We start from the raw sequence: 14,522 nt of genomic DNA, 5'->3' as shown, positions 1-14,522 counted from the left end.
CTCCAGCAGCCCGGCCAGCGGCGCCCGGACCCACGCCGCCCGGCGCGATGCCGGCCCGGCCGACCCGCCGGTCACGCGCCGGACTCCGGACTCCGCGCCGGGTGCCGTGCCCCGGCGGGCGCTACTCCCGCGCCGTCGCCGTCGCCGACATGTCCGGATACCGGTCCCCCGCCACCTGCGCGGCGATCGGATCCAGCAGGGCCAGGTCGTCCGGGGTGAGCGTCAGCCGGGTCGCGGCGGTGTTCTCCCGCAGCCGGCTCACCCTGCGCGTACCGGGAATCGGCACCACGGGCAGCGAGTGGACCCGAGCCCGCTGCTGCACCCACGCCAGGGCGATCTGGGCCGGTGTCGCACCGTGCGCGTCCGCGACCTTGCGCACCGGGGCGAGCAGCGCGCTGTTCGTCCGCGCGTTGTCGCCGGTGAAACGCGGCTGGTGCGCGCGGAAGTCGCCCTGCGGCAGATCCTTCGCGGCATCGGCGAAGGCCCCGGTCAGAAAGCCGCGGCCGAGCGGTGAGTACGGGACCAGGGCGACGCCCAGCTCCGCCGCCGCGCCCACCGCGCTGCGCTCCACGTCCCGGCTGAACAGCGACCACTCCGACTGGAGGGCGGCGATGGGGTGCACCGCGTGCGCCTCGCGCAGTTCGGGGCCGGTGACCTCGCTCAGACCGAGGTGGCGCACCTTGCCCGCCGAGACCAGTTCGGCCATCGCTCCGACGGACTCGGCGAGCGGCACGCCCGGGTCGCGGCGGTGCATGTAGTAGAGGTCGACGGTGTCGATGCCGAGCCGCCGGAGGCTCGCGTCGACCGACCGGCGGATGTACGCGGGGTCGTTGCGCACGCCCCGGTACCGATCGTCGTCGGTCCGCTCGATGCCGAACTTGGTCGCGACGGTGATCTCGTCGCGGTGGCGCCCGAAGAACGGGGCGAGGAAGCGCTCATTGGCGCCCCGCCCGTACGCGTCGGCCGTGTCGAACAGGGTGACCCCGGCCTCCAGCGCCGCCTCCAGGGTCTGGCGGGCGGCCGAGTCGTCCGTCTCGCCGTAGAACTCGCTCATGCCCATGCATCCCAGGCCCTGCACACCGACCAGCGGCCCTCCGGCCCCGAGGCGTACCTGGGCGATACGTGTGGTCTCTCCGTGTCCCATAAGGGTTCAGTCCCTCTCCGGCCGCCGCGGCGGCCGATCAGTCCGTGCGGCCCGTGTAGTGCTCGATCTTGTGGTCCAGTACGGCCAGGGTGTCCTGGAGCTCCGCGAGACGCGCGAGAACATCGCGCCGGGTCCGCTCCAGCAGGTCCCGCCGCTCCCCGACGGTGTCCGCGCCCGCCCGTACGAGCTGGGCGTAGCGGACCATGTCCGCGACCGGCATTCCGGTCAGCCGGAGCTTGCCCACGAGCGCGAGCCAGTCCAGATCGCGGTTGGTGAAGCGCCGCTGCCCGGTGTGCGACCGGTCGACGTGCGGCATCAGCCCGATCCGCTCGTACCAGCGCAGGGTGTGCGCCGAGAGCCCGGTCCGGGCGGCGACCTCGCTGATCGTGTAGCGGTCCTGCCCTTCGGGCCGTGGATGTGCGGGAGGAGCGGGGGGTGCCGGCTGGCAGAGGTCCGTCTCCGGGGAGCTGCTCCGGGTCAGCGTCATGCCTTCCACGCTAAAACCCTGGAGTGCACTCCAAGCAAGGGAAAGGACTGGAATCCCGTCCCGGGCGCTCCTAACCTCCCGGGATATGACTCGCGTACGCCGTGCCACCCCGAAGGACGCCGAAGAACTGGTCCGTCTGCGGAAGATCATGCTGGACGCGTGCTCCGACCCGGATCCGGATGTCAGCTGGCAGCCGCTCGCGGTCGCCGCGCTGCGGGAGAGGCTCGCCGACCCGGACGGGAATCTGACCGCGTTCGTGGTGGACAGACCCGGAGGGCTGGCCTCCTGCGCCATCGGCTCCATCGAGCGGCCGCTGCCCGCTCCCGGCAATCCCCGGGGGGTGGTGGGCCATGTCTTCAGCGTCGCCACCGACCCGGACATGCGCCGCCGGGGGCACTCCCGGGCCTGTATGGAGGCGCTGGTCGAGTGGTTCCGGGAGCGTGAGGTGCCCAAGGTCGATCTCCGGGCCTCGCCGGAGGGGGAGCCGCTGTACGCGTCCCTCGGCTTCGTCCGCACCCGTCAACCCGCGATGCGCCTCGCCCTCTGAGCGCCCGGGGCCGTCGCATAGGCTCGGACGCATGCAGAGCCTGGCGTTGATCGAGAACTGGCCCGTGCCGACCGCAGCGGCGGCCGTCGTACGGGCGGACGGCACCGTCGCCGGCACCCGCGGGCCGGTCTCCCGGCCGTTCCCCCTCGCCTCGGTGACCAAGCCGCTGACGGCGTACGCGGCGCTGGTGGCGTACGAGGAGGGCGCGGTCGAACTCGACGAGCCCGCCGGGCCCGAGGGGTCCACGGTCCGCCATCTCCTGGCGCACACCTCGGGGCTCGCCTTCGACGAGCACCGGGTCAGCGCCGGCCCGGGTACCCGCCGGATCTACTCGAACGCCGGTTTCGAGGTGCTCGCGGACCATGTGGCCAAGGCGACGGAGATCCCCTTCGAGCAGTATCTGCGCCAGGCGGTGCTGGAGCCGCTGGGCATGACGGCGACCGCGCTGGAGGGCTCCCCGGCGAAGGACGCGGTGTCGACCGTGGACGACCTGGCGCGGTTCGCGGCGGAGGTGCAGGCGCCCCGGCTGCTGGACCCGCGCACCGTCCTCGACGCGATGACGGTCGTCCATCCCGGTCTGGCGGGGCTGCTGCCGGGGTACGGCCGCCAGACCCCGAACGACTGGGGCCTCGGTTTCGAGATCCGCGACGCCAAGTCGCCGCACTGGACGGGCTCCTCGTCCTCACCGCGTACCTTCGGGCACTTCGGGCAGTCGGGCACGTTCCTGTGGATCGACCCGGACGCGGGCGCGGCGTGCGTCGCGCTCACGGACCGGGCGTTCGGGCCCTGGGCGATCGAGGCGTGGCCCGCCTTCACGGACGCGGTGCTCGCCGAACTGCGCGGCTCAGCCTGACATCTCCCAGACCAGCACCTCGGCGGGGGCACGGCCCGCCGCCAGCTCCAGTCCCTCGCCGTCCGTGACCCGCGCGGCGTCCCCGGGGCCCAGTTCCTCGCCCCCGAGCACCACTTCGCCCCGTACGACATGGACGTACGCCGCCTTCGCGTCCGGAACCGCGGTGCGCTCCCCGGGCGCGAGCCGGCGGACGTGGAGCATCGCACCGGCCTCGGGGAGCGCGTACGGGGTCGAGTCGGCGATCCCCCGGACGACCTCGTACGAGGGGTCACCGCCGGGCTCCAGCGGCGCGAGCCACATCTGTACGAACACCAGGGGCCCGGCGGCGTCGTTGCGCTCGGAGTGCCGTACCCCGCCCGCCGAGCTGAGCCGCTGGACGTCCCCCGGCCGTACGACGGTCGCGTGGCCGGTGGAGTCCCGGTGCGTCAGCTCGCCCTCCACGACCCAGGTCACGATCTCCGTATGGCTGTGGGGGTGCTCGTCGAACCCGGCGCCGGGGGCGAGCCGCTCCTCGTTGCAGGCGAGGAGGGCGGCGAAACGGAGGTGGTCGGGGTCGTAGTGGGGCCCGAACGAGAAGGCGTGCCGGGTCTCGATGCCGGCCTGCGGGTCCCCGCCCCGGTACCGCTCCCCCGCCCGCCGCACTCCGATCACCCCCTCACGCTACCCCTCCCCACCCGGCACCCGAGAACCCCCCACACCCCCAGCCCGTCCTCACACCACCCTGACACCACCCTGCTCGTCCCCAGACCACCTCAGCCCGTTCTCACACCACCCTGCCCGTCCTCACACCACCCAGCCCGTCCCCAGACCACCCCAGCCCGTCCTCACACCACCCAGCCCGTCCCCAGACCACCTCAGCCCGTTCTCACACCACCCAGCCCGTCCCCACACCACCCAGCCCGTCCCCACACCACCCAGCCCGTCCGGCGCTTGAGGACGAAACCCGGCCCGGGCAAGGGCAACCAAACCCAGCCCGTCCGGCGCTTGAGGACGAAACCCGGCCCGGGCAGGGGCCACCCGGCAAGCACCACACGCCGGAGCACCAAACCCAGCCCGTCCGGCGCTTGAGGACGAAACCCGGCCCGGGCGAGGGCCGGGGGGGGGGGGGGGGGGGGGCCGGCGGGGCGGGGGGGGGGGGGCCGGCGCGGGGGGGGGCCGGGGGGGGGGGGGGGCCCCCCCCCCCCCCCCCCCCCCCGGGGGGGCCCCCCCCCCCCCCCCCCCCCCCCCCCACCACCCCCCCCCCCCCGCGCCCCCCCCCCCCCCGAAACCCGGCCCGGGCGAGGGCCACCCCACCCCCCACCCCCGCCCCGCGGAAGATCGCGCAGGAACCCCGCCAATGGGTTCCGGCCTCCCGATAAGGCAGTCTTGTCCCGTGCCCGAACCTGCAGCGAACGACGCCCACCCGCATCCCGCGACCCTGCGACGCCTGGAGCAGTCAGCCGGCCGGCTCGCCGCGAACGCCATCGCGCGCATGGACGAGTCACTGCCGTGGTACCGCGCGATGCCCCCGGAGAACCGGTCGTGGATCGGTCTGGTCGCCCAGGCCGGTATCGCGGCGTTCACGGAGTGGTTCCGGCATCCGGAGACCCCGCAGGCCATCTCGACCGATGTCTTCGGTACGGCTCCGCGCGAGCTGACCCGCGCGATCACCCTGCGCCAGACCGTGGAGATGGTGCGGACGACCATCGAGGTGATGGAGTCGGCGATCGAGGAGGTCGCCGCGCCCGGTGACGAGGCGGTGCTGCGCGAGGCCCTGCTGGTGTACGCGCGGGAGATCGCGTTCGCGACCGCCCAGGTCTACGCGCAGGCCGCCGAGGCCCGCGGTGCCTGGGACGCGCGCCTGGAGTCACTGGTGGTGAACGCCGTGCTGTCGGGCGAGGCCGACGAGGGCGCCGTGTCCCGCGCCGCCGCGCTCGGCTGGAACTCGCCGGAGCACGTGTGCGTCATCCTCGGCACCGCCCCCGACGGCGACAGCGAGCTGACGGTGGAGGCGATCCGCCGCGCCGCCCGGCACGCCAAGCTCCAGGTGCTCACGGGCGTCCTCGGTGACCGGCTCGTCGTCATCGCGGGCGGCAGCGACAATCCGCTCCAGGTCGCGAAGGCGCTGATCGGCCCGTATGCGGCGGGGCCGGTGGTCGCGGGGCCCGTGGTGCCCGATCTGCTGGCCGCCACCAGATCCGCGCAGGCCGCGGCCGCGGGCCTGAAGGCGTGTTCCGCCTGGCAGGACGCGCCACGCCCGGTGCTGGCGGACGACCTCCTCCCGGAGCGCGCCATCGCCGCGGACCCCGCCGCCCGCGAGCAGTTGGTGGAGGAGATCTACAGACCACTGGAAGAGGCGGGATCGGCGCTTCTCGAAACTCTCAGTGTCTATCTGGAACAGGCCAGCAGTCTCGAAGGCGCGGCGCGCATGCTCTTTGTCCACCCAAACACCGTGCGCTACCGGCTGCGACGTGTGACAGACGTCACCGGTTGGTCACCCTCCGATGTGCGCTCAGCCTTTACGCTGCGAATCGCCCTCATCCTCGGGCGCCTGGCCGACGGAGATCCGCAGTCCTAGACTTTTGTCGGACACCAACAATTCCCCCCATAGTTCTTCGTCCCTGTCCCCACGGGCGTCAGGGGCCGTATACAAGAGAGAGTGTGAGGGTGCTCGTACTCGTCGCTCCCGGCCAAGGCGCTCAGACGCCCGGCTTTCTGACTCCCTGGCTCGAACTCCCCGGCGCGGCCGACCGCGTCGCGGGCTGGTCGGACGCCATCGGACTGGACCTCGCCCACTACGGCACCAAGGCCGACGCGGACGAGATCCGGGACACGGCCGTGGCCCAGCCGCTGCTGGTGGCCGCCGGCCTGCTGTCCGCGTCCGCGCTCGGCGACCTCGGGCCCGGCGCCGTCGCGGGTCACAGCGTCGGTGAGATCACCGCCGCCGTGCTCGCCGGTGTGCTGGACGACACCGCCGCGCTCGGGTTCGTCCGTACGCGCGGTCTCGCGATGGCCGAGGCGGCGGCCGTGACCGAGACCGGGATGGCGGCCGTCATGGGCGGCGACCCGGACCAGGTCATGGGCCATCTCGAAGGGCTCGGGCTGACCCCGGCGAATGTGAACGGCGCCGGCCAGATCGTCGCCGCCGGCACCGCCGAGCAGCTCGCCGCGCTGGACGCGAACCGGCCGGAGAAGGCGCGGGTCATCGCGCTGAAGGTGGCGGGCGCGTTCCACACCCACCACATGGCGCCCGCGGTCGGGGCGCTGGAGACGGCGGCCGGACGGCTCACGGTCGCCGACCCCGTGCTGCCGTACGTATCGAACAAGGACGGCGCGGTCGTCACCGGCGGCGAGGAGGTCATCGCCCGGCTCGTCGGCCAGGTGGCCAACCCGGTCCGCTGGGACCGGTGCATGGAGACGTTCCAGGAGCGGGGCGTCACCGCCCTGATCGAGGTCTGCCCCGGCGGCACTCTCACCGGGCTCGCCCGGCGCGCCCTGCCCGGCGTGAAGACCCTCGCGCTCAAGACCCCGGACGATCTCGAAGCGGCCCGCGCCCTTGCCGCCGAGTACGCCGAGCACTCAGCAGCCTGACGCAGCCCGGACAAGGAGAGCCGTACAGATGGCGAAACTCAAGCCCAGCAAGGGCGCTCCGCACGCTCGCATCAAGGGTGTCGGCGGCTATCGGCCCACCCGGGTCGTGCCGAACGAGGTCATCCTGGAGACGATCGACTCCTCCGACGAGTGGATCCGCTCCCGCTCGGGCATCGCCACCCGTCACTGGGCCTCCCCCGAGGAGACCGTGGCCGCGATGTCCGTCGAGGCCGCGGGCAAGGCGATCGCCGACGCGGGGATCACCCCGCAGCAGATCGGCGGCGTGATCGTCTCCACCGTGTCGCACTTCAAGCAGACCCCCGCGGTGGCCACCGAGATCGCGGACAGGATCGGCGCGGTCAAGCCGGCGGCGTTCGACATCTCCGCCGGCTGCGCGGGCTTCGGCTACGCGCTCACCCTCGCCAAGGGCATGGTCGTCGACGGCTCGGCTGAGTACGTGCTGGTGATCGGTGTGGAGCGGCTGAGTGAGCTGACCGATCTGGAGGACCGGGCGACGGCCTTCCTGTTCGGCGACGGGGCCGGTGCCGTGGTCGTGGGCCCCGCGAGCGAGCCGCACATCGGCCCGACGGTATGGGGCTCCGAGGGCGACAAGTCGGACACCATCAAGCAGACCGTGCCGTGGACGGACTACCGCGACGGCACGGTGGAGAAGTTCCCCGCGATCACCCAGGAGGGCCAGGCGGTCTTCCGCTGGGCCGTGTTCGAGATGGCGAAGGTCGCCCAGCAGGCGCTGGACGCGGCCGGGATCACCGCGGACGACCTGGACGTCTTCATCCCGCACCAGGCCAATATGCGGATCATCGACTCGATGGCGAAGACACTCAAACTGCCGGAGCACGTCACGGTCGCCCGGGACGTGGAGACCACCGGCAACACCTCGGCCGCCTCGATCCCGCTCGCGATGGAGCGGCTTCTGGCGACCGGGCAGGCCAAGAGCGGCGACACGGCGCTCGTCATCGGCTTCGGGGCGGGTCTCGTCTACGCAGCCACTGTCGTTACCCTCCCCTAGGCAACCGGATCCTCCGGACCGGCAGCCGGACAATCCGGACGCCACACCCTCTGATACAGAATCGAAGGAGCGCCACATGGCCGCCACGCAGGAAGAGATCGTCGAAGGTCTCGCGGAGATCGTGAACGAGATCGCCGGCATCCCGGTCGAGGACGTCCAGCTGGACAAGTCCTTCACCGACGACCTGGACGTCGACTCCCTGTCCATGGTCGAGGTCGTCGTCGCCGCCGAAGAGCGCTTCGACGTCAAGATCCCGGACGAGGACGTCAAGAACCTCAAGACCGTCGGTGACGCCGCGGACTACATCGCGAAGCACCAGGTCGCCAAGTAACAGGCCCGGTTCCGGGCGCGCTTGTCGCCACCCGGCGGTGGCGCCGTGAACATTCAGCACCCCCTACACGTGGAGAAAGAATTCCTGTGAACTCGACCAATCGCACCGTGGTCGTCACCGGTATCGGCGCAACCACACCGTTGGGTGGCGACAGCGCATCGACCTGGGAGGGTCTGCTCGCCGGGCGTTCGGGAGCGAAGGCCCTCGAAGGTGAGCGTTTCGCCGAACTCTCGGTCCGTATCGCCGCGCCCGCGGCGGTCGACCCGGGCGAGGTCCTGCCGCGCCCGGTCGCCCGCAAGCTGGACCGTTCGGCCCAGTTCGCGCTGATCGCCGCGAAGGAAGCCTGGGCGGACGCCGGTTACACCGGTCCCGCCGGGGAGGACACCGCGGTCGTGCCGGAGCGGCTGGGCACGGTCATCGCGTCCGGCATCGGTGGCGTAACGACTCTCCTCGACCAGTTCGACGTACTGAAGGAGAAGGGGCCGCGCCGGGTCTCCCCGCACACGGTGCCCATGCTCATGCCGAACGGCCCGTCGGCCAACGTCGGCCTGGAGGTGAACGCCCGGGCGGGCGTGCACACTCCGGTCTCCGCGTGCGCGTCGGGCGCGGAGGCGATCGGTTACGCCGTCGAGATGATCCGCACCGGCCGTGCCGATGTGGTCCTCGCCGGCGGGACCGAGGCGGCGATCCACCCGCTGCCGGTGGCCGCGTTCGCCAACATGATGGCGATGTCGAAGAACAACGACGAGCCCGAGAGGGCGTCCCGGCCCTATGACACGGCCCGTGACGGCTTCGTCCTCGGTGAGGGCGCGGGCGTGGTGGTGCTGGAGTCGGCGGAGCACGCGGAGCGGCGGGGCGCGAAGGTGTACTGCGAGGTCCTGGGCCAGGGCCTGTCCGCGGACAGCCACCACATCGCGCAGCCCGAGCCGACGGGGCGCGGTATCGCGGCCGCGATGCGCAATCTGCTGGAGACGACGGACCTCAAGCCCGAGGAGGTCGTCCACCTGAACGCGCATGCGACATCCACCCCTCTGGGTGACATCGCCGAGGTCAAGGCGCTGCGGCAGGTCCTGGGCGACGACCTCGACCATGTCGCCGTGTCGGCGACCAAGTCGATGACGGGCCATCTGCTGGGTGGGGCGGGCGGTATCGAGACCGTCGCGACGGTGCTGGCGCTGTACCACCGGGTCGCGCCGCCCACGATCAATGTCGACAACCTCGACGAGGACATCGACGCGGACATCGTGCGCGACGAGCCGCGGGCGCTGCCCGAGGGCACGATCGCGGCGATCAACAACTCGTTCGGGTTCGGTGGGCACAATGTCGTGCTCGCGTTCCGTACGGTGACCGGATGACGGTTTCCTGATCCGAGGGTCCGTCCTCGTCCGAGGGTCCGTCCCCGGTCACGGATCCTTGCCCGGCCGAGCGTCGGACCGGATCGGCTCGTCACGCGCCCCGGGCCCGGGTTCACTCCCCGCGGCCCGGGGCGCGGGCGTGTCCCCGGATACCGGACGGGCCGGAGAAGCCCGTCTCCTCGGGCGCCGGGCCGGCCTCCGCCCCGGCGGGCCGCGCGGAACCACGGTCGGGGCAGGACGGGTGCGGGACCGGGGCAAGGCCGTACGCCGGTGGAGTACGGACGGCCCGGGGCAGGACCGTACTCCACCGGCGCGGCACCGGCCGTCGTCGGCGACGGGCGCCGCTCAAGGTGTCTACCGGGTGAGCTCGGCCGGTTCGTCGAGTCGCGTCAGCTTCCGCGGGTTTCTCATCACGTAGACCCGGGTGACCTGCCCGTTCTCCACCACGAGGCTCACCGCGGACGGCTCGCCGTCGAGCTCGACCCGGCCCGCGGGAGCACCGTTGAGCCATACGGTCGTCGTCTTCAACACGGCCAGCACCTGGTTCGCGCGCGCGAGCAGCTTCGCCACCGGTTCGACCCCGTGGATCGGAACCAGAGAGGCGGCCGCGAGCCCGCCGCCGTCGGTGATCAGGACCACGTCCGGCGCCATGACCTCCATCAGCTCCTGCAACTGCCCGGTCCGCAACGCGAGGAGGAACCGCTCCACCACGGCCCGCTGCTCCGACCGGCTCACCCGCACCCTCGGCCGCCGGGCCGCCACATGCTCGCGTGCCCGCCGCGCGATCTGCCGCACCGCGGCCTCGGACTTGCCGGTGGCCCCGGCGATCTCGCCGTACGGCGTCTCGAAGACCTCGCGGAGCACGAACACCGCCCGCTCCACCGGCCCGAGCGTTTCCAGCACGGTCAGCATCGCGATCGAGACGCTCTCCGCGAGTTCGACGTCCTCGGCGACGTCAGGGCTGGTCAACAGCGGTTCCGGCAGCCACTCGCCGATGTACTCCTCCCGGCTGCGCGACAACGATCGCAGGCGGTTGAGCGCTTGCCGGGTGACGAGCCGAACGAGGTACGCGCGCGGGGCCCGCACCTGCGACTGTTCGACGGCGGCCCACCGCAGCCAGGACTCCTGCAGCACGTCCTCCGCGTCGGCCGCCGACCCGAGCATCTCGTAGGCGACCGTGAACAGCAGGCTGCGATGGACGACGAACGGGTCCTCGGTCATGCTGTCGACGTTACGCCGGACCGGTCAGGACGCGCGGCGAGCGGTATCGCGACGGCGGGGTCGTGCCGCATCACCTCCACGGGTTCGGGCAACTGCTCGATCACGATGTCGCCGGGCTCGGGGGCGAGCTCCGCCTTCGGAACACGTGGCGCCATGATGTCCTCCTGGGTCTGGCTGTTCCCCATGAGGACACCGCGGGACCGGCGAATGTGACATCCGCGGTTCGCCTCCCGGACGCCCCCGCGCCGGAAACGCCTGGTCATCCGGCGGAATCCGGCCTCCGTACCAGCTCTGCGAGGGCGGGCGGCAGCGCCCCGCGACGGCTCCGGGCGCGCGATCGGCCGGGACGACCCGCCCACGGCCCGGAGCGGGCCGGAGCGGAGCCGCCCCGGTGGGGCTACTCGTTGTGGAGGACCTTCGCGATCGTCAGCCGCGCGGCCGACCTCGCCGGAAGCGCCGCGCCGAGGAACGCGAGGGTGGCTCCCGCGAGTACGAGGGCACCCAGCAGGGCGACGGGCCAGTCGCCGGTCATGGACGCCGGGAGGGCGAGTCCGGCCGAGTCCGCCATCGCGGGTATCACGATCCTGTGCGCGGCGATGCCGAGCGGCACACCGAGCACCCCGCCGACGGCCCCCAGCGCGGTCATGGACGTCACCACCATGACCATCACCTGACGTGGTGTCATACCGATGGACTTCAGCATGCCGAGGTCCCTGCGGCGTTCCCGCGTATCGAGGACGACGGTGTTGAACACCCCCAGCGCCGCGACGGTGCCGAGCAGCAGTGTGAGGACCGAGGCGACCCCGACGATGAGGACGGTGTCGGAGCCGATGCCGGAGGCCGGCATCGGGTAGAGCCCGGGATCCGCGCGGGTGACGGACGTGCCGAACGCGTCCGCGTCCGTGCCGGGCTTCAGCCACACCTCGTACTGGTTGCACTCCGGCCGGGATCGAGCATGCCGAGCGTCGGCCACCCCGACTGGAAGCGGTCGGGGTCGCCGTCCATCGTCTTGCCGACGACGGTGACGGGGGCCTGCTTCCCCTTGAGGGCGAGGGTGAGGCGGTCGCCGACGGACAGACCGCGTTTGTCCAGGAAGAGCGGGGACACGACGATCTCGCCGGGCCCCGTCGCCCAGCGGCCCTGCACCAGCGTCCTGCCGAGGCGCGCGGTGCCCCCGCGGTAGAACTGCCCCTGGACGCGCTGCGGGGATCCGGCGATGTGCAGCTCGATCCAGGAGTCGGCGACGACGTCCTCCACCCCCGGCAGGGACCGCAGCAGGGACTCGATCCCGGCGTCGTCGCGCCGGGGCGCCTTCTCGCCGAAGGCGGAATTGCCGGTGTGGACGACGGTGTCCTCGTTCCCGGCGCCCCGGCTCGCCTCGTCGTACGCGGTGACGGTGCGGGAGATCCCGGTCGCCAGGGTCACCGTGGTGACCCCGAGGACGACGGCGAACAGGGTCAGGGCGGTGCGCCCGGGCCGGGTGAACGGCATCCCGAGGCCGAGGCTGACGGAGCGCGGCAGCCGGGTCCCGCTGAGCCCGCGCTGGACCCGGCGGCCCCGGGCGGAACGCGGTGCGCTGCCCGCGCTGAGCGCCTGGGCCGCCGACAGGCCGTGGGCGCGCAGGGCCGGGACGAGCGCGGCGAGGGCGACGAGGGCGACGAGGGCGACGAGGGCGACGAGGGCGACGACGGCGGGGATGCCCAGCAGGGTGACGGCGTACACCCAGGGGCTCACCCCGACGGCGAGGTCCTCGGTCCCCATCCCCCGGAAGAGCTGGTCCAGCAGGGGCACCGTCGCGATGCCGCCGACGGCGGTGCCGAGGGCGCAGCCGACGAGCCCCGGCACGAGAGTTCGAGGGCGCGGCGCCGGGCCTGGGCGGCCGGGGAGCCGGTCAGCTGTGCGGCGAGGGCGACGTTGTCGAGGGCGGTGAGATCGTCGATGAGATTGAAGAACTGGAAGATCATGCCGATCCGGCGGCTCCGGAAGAGGGCGAGCCCGGTCTCGTTGAGGGCGCCGAGGTCCTCACCGTGCACGGTCACGGTCCCCGAGCTCGGCCGGTCGAGCCCGGCGATCATGTTCAGCAGGGTGGACTTTCCGCAGCCCGAGGGGCCCATCACGGCGACCGCCTCGCCCGCCCGGATCTCCAGGGTCACGTCGTCGAGCGCGCGTGCGTCGCCGTACTCCTTCCGTACGCCGTCGAGGCGTACGACCGTCTGTACCGTCCGGTCCTGTTCTTCACTGGTCATGGCGGTGACGCTAGAGCGGACGAGGCCGCCGGGCATCGGTCCGGGGATGCAGGACGGCGGGCGGGTCATCCCGGGGATGTACGGCGGTGCATCGGCGGAACGATGCGGACGGCCTCCTGATTTGCGACAGTGTTCCCGTGTGGAGTTCCGGTACGCCCTGGCTGCTCGCCGCCCTGGTGGCGGTGTGCGCGGTGGCGGGTTGGCTGGCGGTGGCGCTGAGGCGGGCGCGCCGGCTGCACCGCGGGGCGCTGGAGGAGCGGGGCTGGCTGCTGGAGCGGGAGCGTGAGAGCGCGGCCCGTACGGCGGTGGACGACGAGCGGGCGCGTATCGCCCGGGAGCTGCACGACATCGTGAGCCACCATGTGAGCCTGATGGTGGTTCAGGCGGGGGCCGCCCGTGAGGTGCTGGGGACGATGCCCGACGAGGCCGCCACCGCGCTCGGGGCCGTCGAGAGCGCGGGCCGGGGAGCGATGACCGAACTGCGGCATCTCCTCGGCCTGCTGGCGCCCTCGCAGAACGGCGACGACGAGGCGTACGGGACGGGGCTGGCGCCGCAGCCGAGTCTGAGCCGGCTGAGTTCCCTGATCGACCGGGTCGTGTTCGCCGGGCTCCAGGTGGAGGTGCGGATCGCCGGGGAGCCGCGCCCGCTTCCGGCGGGCGTCGATGTGACCGCGTACCGGATCGTGCAGGAGGCGCTGACCAACGCGCTCAGGCACGGAGAGGGACGGAAGGCCGAGGTGACCGTGCGCTACGCCGACCGCTCGCTGCGGGTGGAGGTGCTGAACAGCGGGCCGAGCGTACTGACGGGGGACGGTGGTGCGCCGTCGCCGCCGTCGGGGGCTCCGGACTCCGGTGACGGCACGGGCCGAGGGCTGCTGGGGCTGCGGGAGCGGGTCGCGGTCTACGGGGGCGATCTGGACGCCCGGCGCCGGCTGGGCGGCGGCTACCGTGTCCGGGCCCGGATCCCCCTGGACGCGCCGTGACCGGGGCGGGCGGGGCCGACGCCGCGGCCGGGCCCGCGCCCCGGGTGCTGATCGCCGACGACCAGGCCCTGGTCCGCACCGGCTTCCGGCTCATCCTCACCGCGCGGGGCATCGAGGTGGCGGGCGAGGCGGCCGACGGGGCACAGGCGGTGACGGCGGCCCGGGCGCTGCGGCCGGACGTGGTGCTGATGGACATCCGGATGCCGGTGATGGACGGGCTGGAGGCCACCCGGCGCATCCTGGGCGAGTTGCCGAGGTGCCGGGTACTCATGCTGACCACGTTCGACCTCGACCGCTATGTGTACGCGGCGCTGTCCATCGGGGCCAGCGGCTTTCTGCTCAAGGACGTCACTCCCGGGCATCTGGCGCGGGCGGTGCGTCTGGTCGACACGGGGGACGCGCTGCTCGCGCCGTCGATCACCCGGCGTCTGGTCCAGCGGTTCGCGGAGCCGCGCCCGGGTGCCGTGCACCGGGATCTCGCCGTGCTGACGCCCCGCGAGCGCGAGGTGCTGACGCTGATGGGCCACGGGCTGTCCAACAACGAACTGGCCGTGGAGCTGACCCTCAGCGAGGCCACGGTGAAGACGCACGTCGCGCGGATCTTCGCCAAGCTCACCCTGCGCGACCGCGCCCAGGCCGTGGTCCTCGCCTATGAGACGGGGCTGGTCTCACCGGGTGAAGCGGCGCGCGGGAGCGGTCCCGGCGAGGCGGACGGCACCGGCTGAGCGGTACGGGCACCCGGCCGGGCCGGTCCC

Annotated in this window: 17 protein-coding genes; 9 read left to right on the top strand and 8 right to left on the bottom strand. The window is 72.8% G+C overall.

Going from position 1 to position 14,522, the window contains the following annotated elements; genetic code table 11:
- Positions 1 to 121 precede the first annotated feature (121 nt).
- Together ACFYT4_RS01125 and ACFYT4_RS01120 are read right to left on the bottom strand one after the other, a co-directional pair.
- A complete protein-coding gene (locus tag ACFYT4_RS01125) occupies positions 122 to 1,144 on the bottom strand; it encodes an aldo/keto reductase (RefSeq protein ID WP_389263973.1) in 1,023 nt (340 codons plus the stop codon).
- Between the two features lie 37 nt (positions 1,145 to 1,181).
- On the bottom strand, positions 1,182 to 1,631 hold the full coding sequence (locus ACFYT4_RS01120) for a MerR family transcriptional regulator (protein WP_389263971.1): 450 nt from the start codon (positions 1,629 to 1,631) through the stop codon (positions 1,182 to 1,184).
- An 85-nt stretch (positions 1,632 to 1,716) separates the two neighbouring features.
- Here ACFYT4_RS01120 and ACFYT4_RS01115 point away from each other — a divergent pair, with 85 nt between their 5' ends.
- Entirely contained in the window at positions 1,717 to 2,178 is a 462-nt protein-coding gene (locus ACFYT4_RS01115) for a GNAT family N-acetyltransferase (protein ID WP_389263969.1), read from the top strand.
- Between the two features lie 31 nt (positions 2,179 to 2,209).
- Complete coding sequence (locus ACFYT4_RS01110; RefSeq protein ID WP_389263967.1) at positions 2,210 to 3,031, top strand: serine hydrolase domain-containing protein; 822 nt, start codon at positions 2,210 to 2,212, stop codon at positions 3,029 to 3,031.
- Here ACFYT4_RS01110 and ACFYT4_RS01105 read toward each other — a convergent pair.
- The gene (locus tag ACFYT4_RS01105; RefSeq protein WP_389264250.1) at positions 3,023 to 3,679 is read right to left on the bottom strand and encodes a pirin family protein; all 657 of its coding nucleotides are present in this window, start codon (positions 3,677 to 3,679) and stop codon (positions 3,023 to 3,025) included. The two genes, ACFYT4_RS01110 and ACFYT4_RS01105, sit on opposite strands and share 9 nt — an antisense overlap.
- 688 nt (positions 3,680 to 4,367) lie before the next feature.
- Here ACFYT4_RS01105 and ACFYT4_RS01100 point away from each other — a divergent pair.
- The 5 genes from ACFYT4_RS01100 to fabF all read left to right on the top strand — a co-directional run bounded on the left by ACFYT4_RS01100 (position 4,368) and on the right by fabF (position 9,317).
- A complete protein-coding gene (locus ACFYT4_RS01100) occupies positions 4,368 to 5,588 on the top strand; it encodes a PucR family transcriptional regulator (RefSeq protein ID WP_389263966.1) in 1,221 nt (406 codons plus the stop codon).
- An 89-nt stretch (positions 5,589 to 5,677) separates the two neighbouring features.
- Positions 5,678 to 6,601 carry an ACP S-malonyltransferase gene (locus ACFYT4_RS01095; RefSeq protein WP_389264248.1) on the top strand — a complete coding sequence of 308 codons (924 nt, stop codon included), beginning with the start codon at positions 5,678 to 5,680 and terminating at the stop codon, positions 6,599 to 6,601.
- Between the two features lie 28 nt (positions 6,602 to 6,629).
- Positions 6,630 to 7,631 (top strand): ketoacyl-ACP synthase III, encoded by a 1,002-nt coding sequence (locus ACFYT4_RS01090; RefSeq protein WP_389263964.1) that lies wholly within the window; start codon positions 6,630 to 6,632, stop codon positions 7,629 to 7,631.
- Positions 7,632 to 7,707: 76 nt separating this feature from the next.
- Complete coding sequence (locus ACFYT4_RS01085; protein ID WP_389263962.1) at positions 7,708 to 7,962, top strand: acyl carrier protein; 255 nt, start codon at positions 7,708 to 7,710, stop codon at positions 7,960 to 7,962.
- A gap of 86 nt (positions 7,963 to 8,048) precedes the next feature.
- Positions 8,049 to 9,317, top strand: coding sequence for a beta-ketoacyl-ACP synthase II (gene fabF, locus ACFYT4_RS01080; protein WP_389263960.1), 1,269 nt, complete (start codon positions 8,049 to 8,051; stop codon positions 9,315 to 9,317).
- 354 nt (positions 9,318 to 9,671) lie between these two features.
- Here fabF and ACFYT4_RS01075 read toward each other — a convergent pair whose 3' ends face one another.
- From ACFYT4_RS01075 to ACFYT4_RS01055, 5 genes are all read right to left on the bottom strand, one after another.
- A complete protein-coding gene (locus tag ACFYT4_RS01075) occupies positions 9,672 to 10,538 on the bottom strand; it encodes an RNA polymerase sigma-70 factor (protein WP_389263958.1) in 867 nt (288 codons plus the stop codon).
- Entirely contained in the window at positions 10,535 to 10,693 is a 159-nt protein-coding gene (locus ACFYT4_RS01070; protein ID WP_389263956.1) for a hypothetical protein, read from the bottom strand. Before ACFYT4_RS01070 ends, ACFYT4_RS01075 begins: the two co-directional genes overlap by 4 nt.
- Before the next feature lie 242 nt (positions 10,694 to 10,935).
- Positions 10,936 to 11,460, bottom strand: coding sequence for an ABC transporter permease (locus ACFYT4_RS01065; RefSeq protein ID WP_389263954.1), 525 nt, complete (start codon positions 11,458 to 11,460; stop codon positions 10,936 to 10,938).
- Positions 11,451 to 12,383, bottom strand: coding sequence for an ABC transporter permease (locus ACFYT4_RS01060; RefSeq protein ID WP_389263952.1), 933 nt, complete (start codon positions 12,381 to 12,383; stop codon positions 11,451 to 11,453). Before ACFYT4_RS01060 ends, ACFYT4_RS01065 begins: the two co-directional genes overlap by 10 nt.
- Complete coding sequence (locus ACFYT4_RS01055; RefSeq protein WP_389263950.1) at positions 12,269 to 12,784, bottom strand: ABC transporter ATP-binding protein; 516 nt, start codon at positions 12,782 to 12,784, stop codon at positions 12,269 to 12,271. Before ACFYT4_RS01055 ends, ACFYT4_RS01060 begins: the two co-directional genes overlap by 115 nt.
- 137 nt (positions 12,785 to 12,921) lie before the next feature.
- Here ACFYT4_RS01055 and ACFYT4_RS01050 point away from each other — a divergent pair, with 137 nt between their 5' ends.
- A complete protein-coding gene (locus ACFYT4_RS01050; protein ID WP_389263948.1) occupies positions 12,922 to 13,767 on the top strand; it encodes a sensor histidine kinase in 846 nt (281 codons plus the stop codon).
- A complete protein-coding gene (locus tag ACFYT4_RS01045; RefSeq protein WP_389263946.1) occupies positions 13,764 to 14,492 on the top strand; it encodes a response regulator in 729 nt (242 codons plus the stop codon). Before ACFYT4_RS01050 ends, ACFYT4_RS01045 begins: the two co-directional genes overlap by 4 nt.
- The last annotated feature ends 30 nt before the right edge of the window (positions 14,493 to 14,522 follow it).

This window comes from Streptomyces sp. NPDC004609 (assembly GCF_042873655.1).
GTDB lineage: Bacteria > Actinomycetota > Actinomycetes > Streptomycetales > Streptomycetaceae > Streptomyces.
Note: the sequence above shows the minus strand (reverse complement) of the source record. Positions and strands in the feature narration are given on the sequence as shown.

Coding starts and splice junctions, on each gene's coding strand:
- ACFYT4_RS01120 (WP_389263971.1), bottom strand. CDS start 1,631: ATGACGCTGACCCGGAGCAGCTCCCCGGAGACGGACCTCTGCCAGCCG.
- ACFYT4_RS01075 (WP_389263958.1), bottom strand. CDS start 10,538: ATGACCGAGGACCCGTTCGTCGTCCATCGCAGCCTGCTGTTCACGGTC.
- ACFYT4_RS01110 (WP_389263967.1), top strand. CDS start 2,210: ATGCAGAGCCTGGCGTTGATCGAGAACTGGCCCGTGCCGACCGCAGCG.
- ACFYT4_RS01070 (WP_389263956.1), bottom strand. CDS start 10,693: ATGGCGCCACGTGTTCCGAAGGCGGAGCTCGCCCCCGAGCCCGGCGAC.
- ACFYT4_RS01115 (WP_389263969.1), top strand. CDS start 1,717: ATGACTCGCGTACGCCGTGCCACCCCGAAGGACGCCGAAGAACTGGTC.
- ACFYT4_RS01055 (WP_389263950.1), bottom strand. CDS start 12,784: ATGACCAGTGAAGAACAGGACCGGACGGTACAGACGGTCGTACGCCTC.
- ACFYT4_RS01090 (WP_389263964.1), top strand. CDS start 6,630: ATGGCGAAACTCAAGCCCAGCAAGGGCGCTCCGCACGCTCGCATCAAG.
- ACFYT4_RS01125 (WP_389263973.1), bottom strand. CDS start 1,144: ATGGGACACGGAGAGACCACACGTATCGCCCAGGTACGCCTCGGGGCC.
- ACFYT4_RS01100 (WP_389263966.1), top strand. CDS start 4,368: ATGGGTTCCGGCCTCCCGATAAGGCAGTCTTGTCCCGTGCCCGAACCT.
- ACFYT4_RS01085 (WP_389263962.1), top strand. CDS start 7,708: ATGGCCGCCACGCAGGAAGAGATCGTCGAAGGTCTCGCGGAGATCGTG.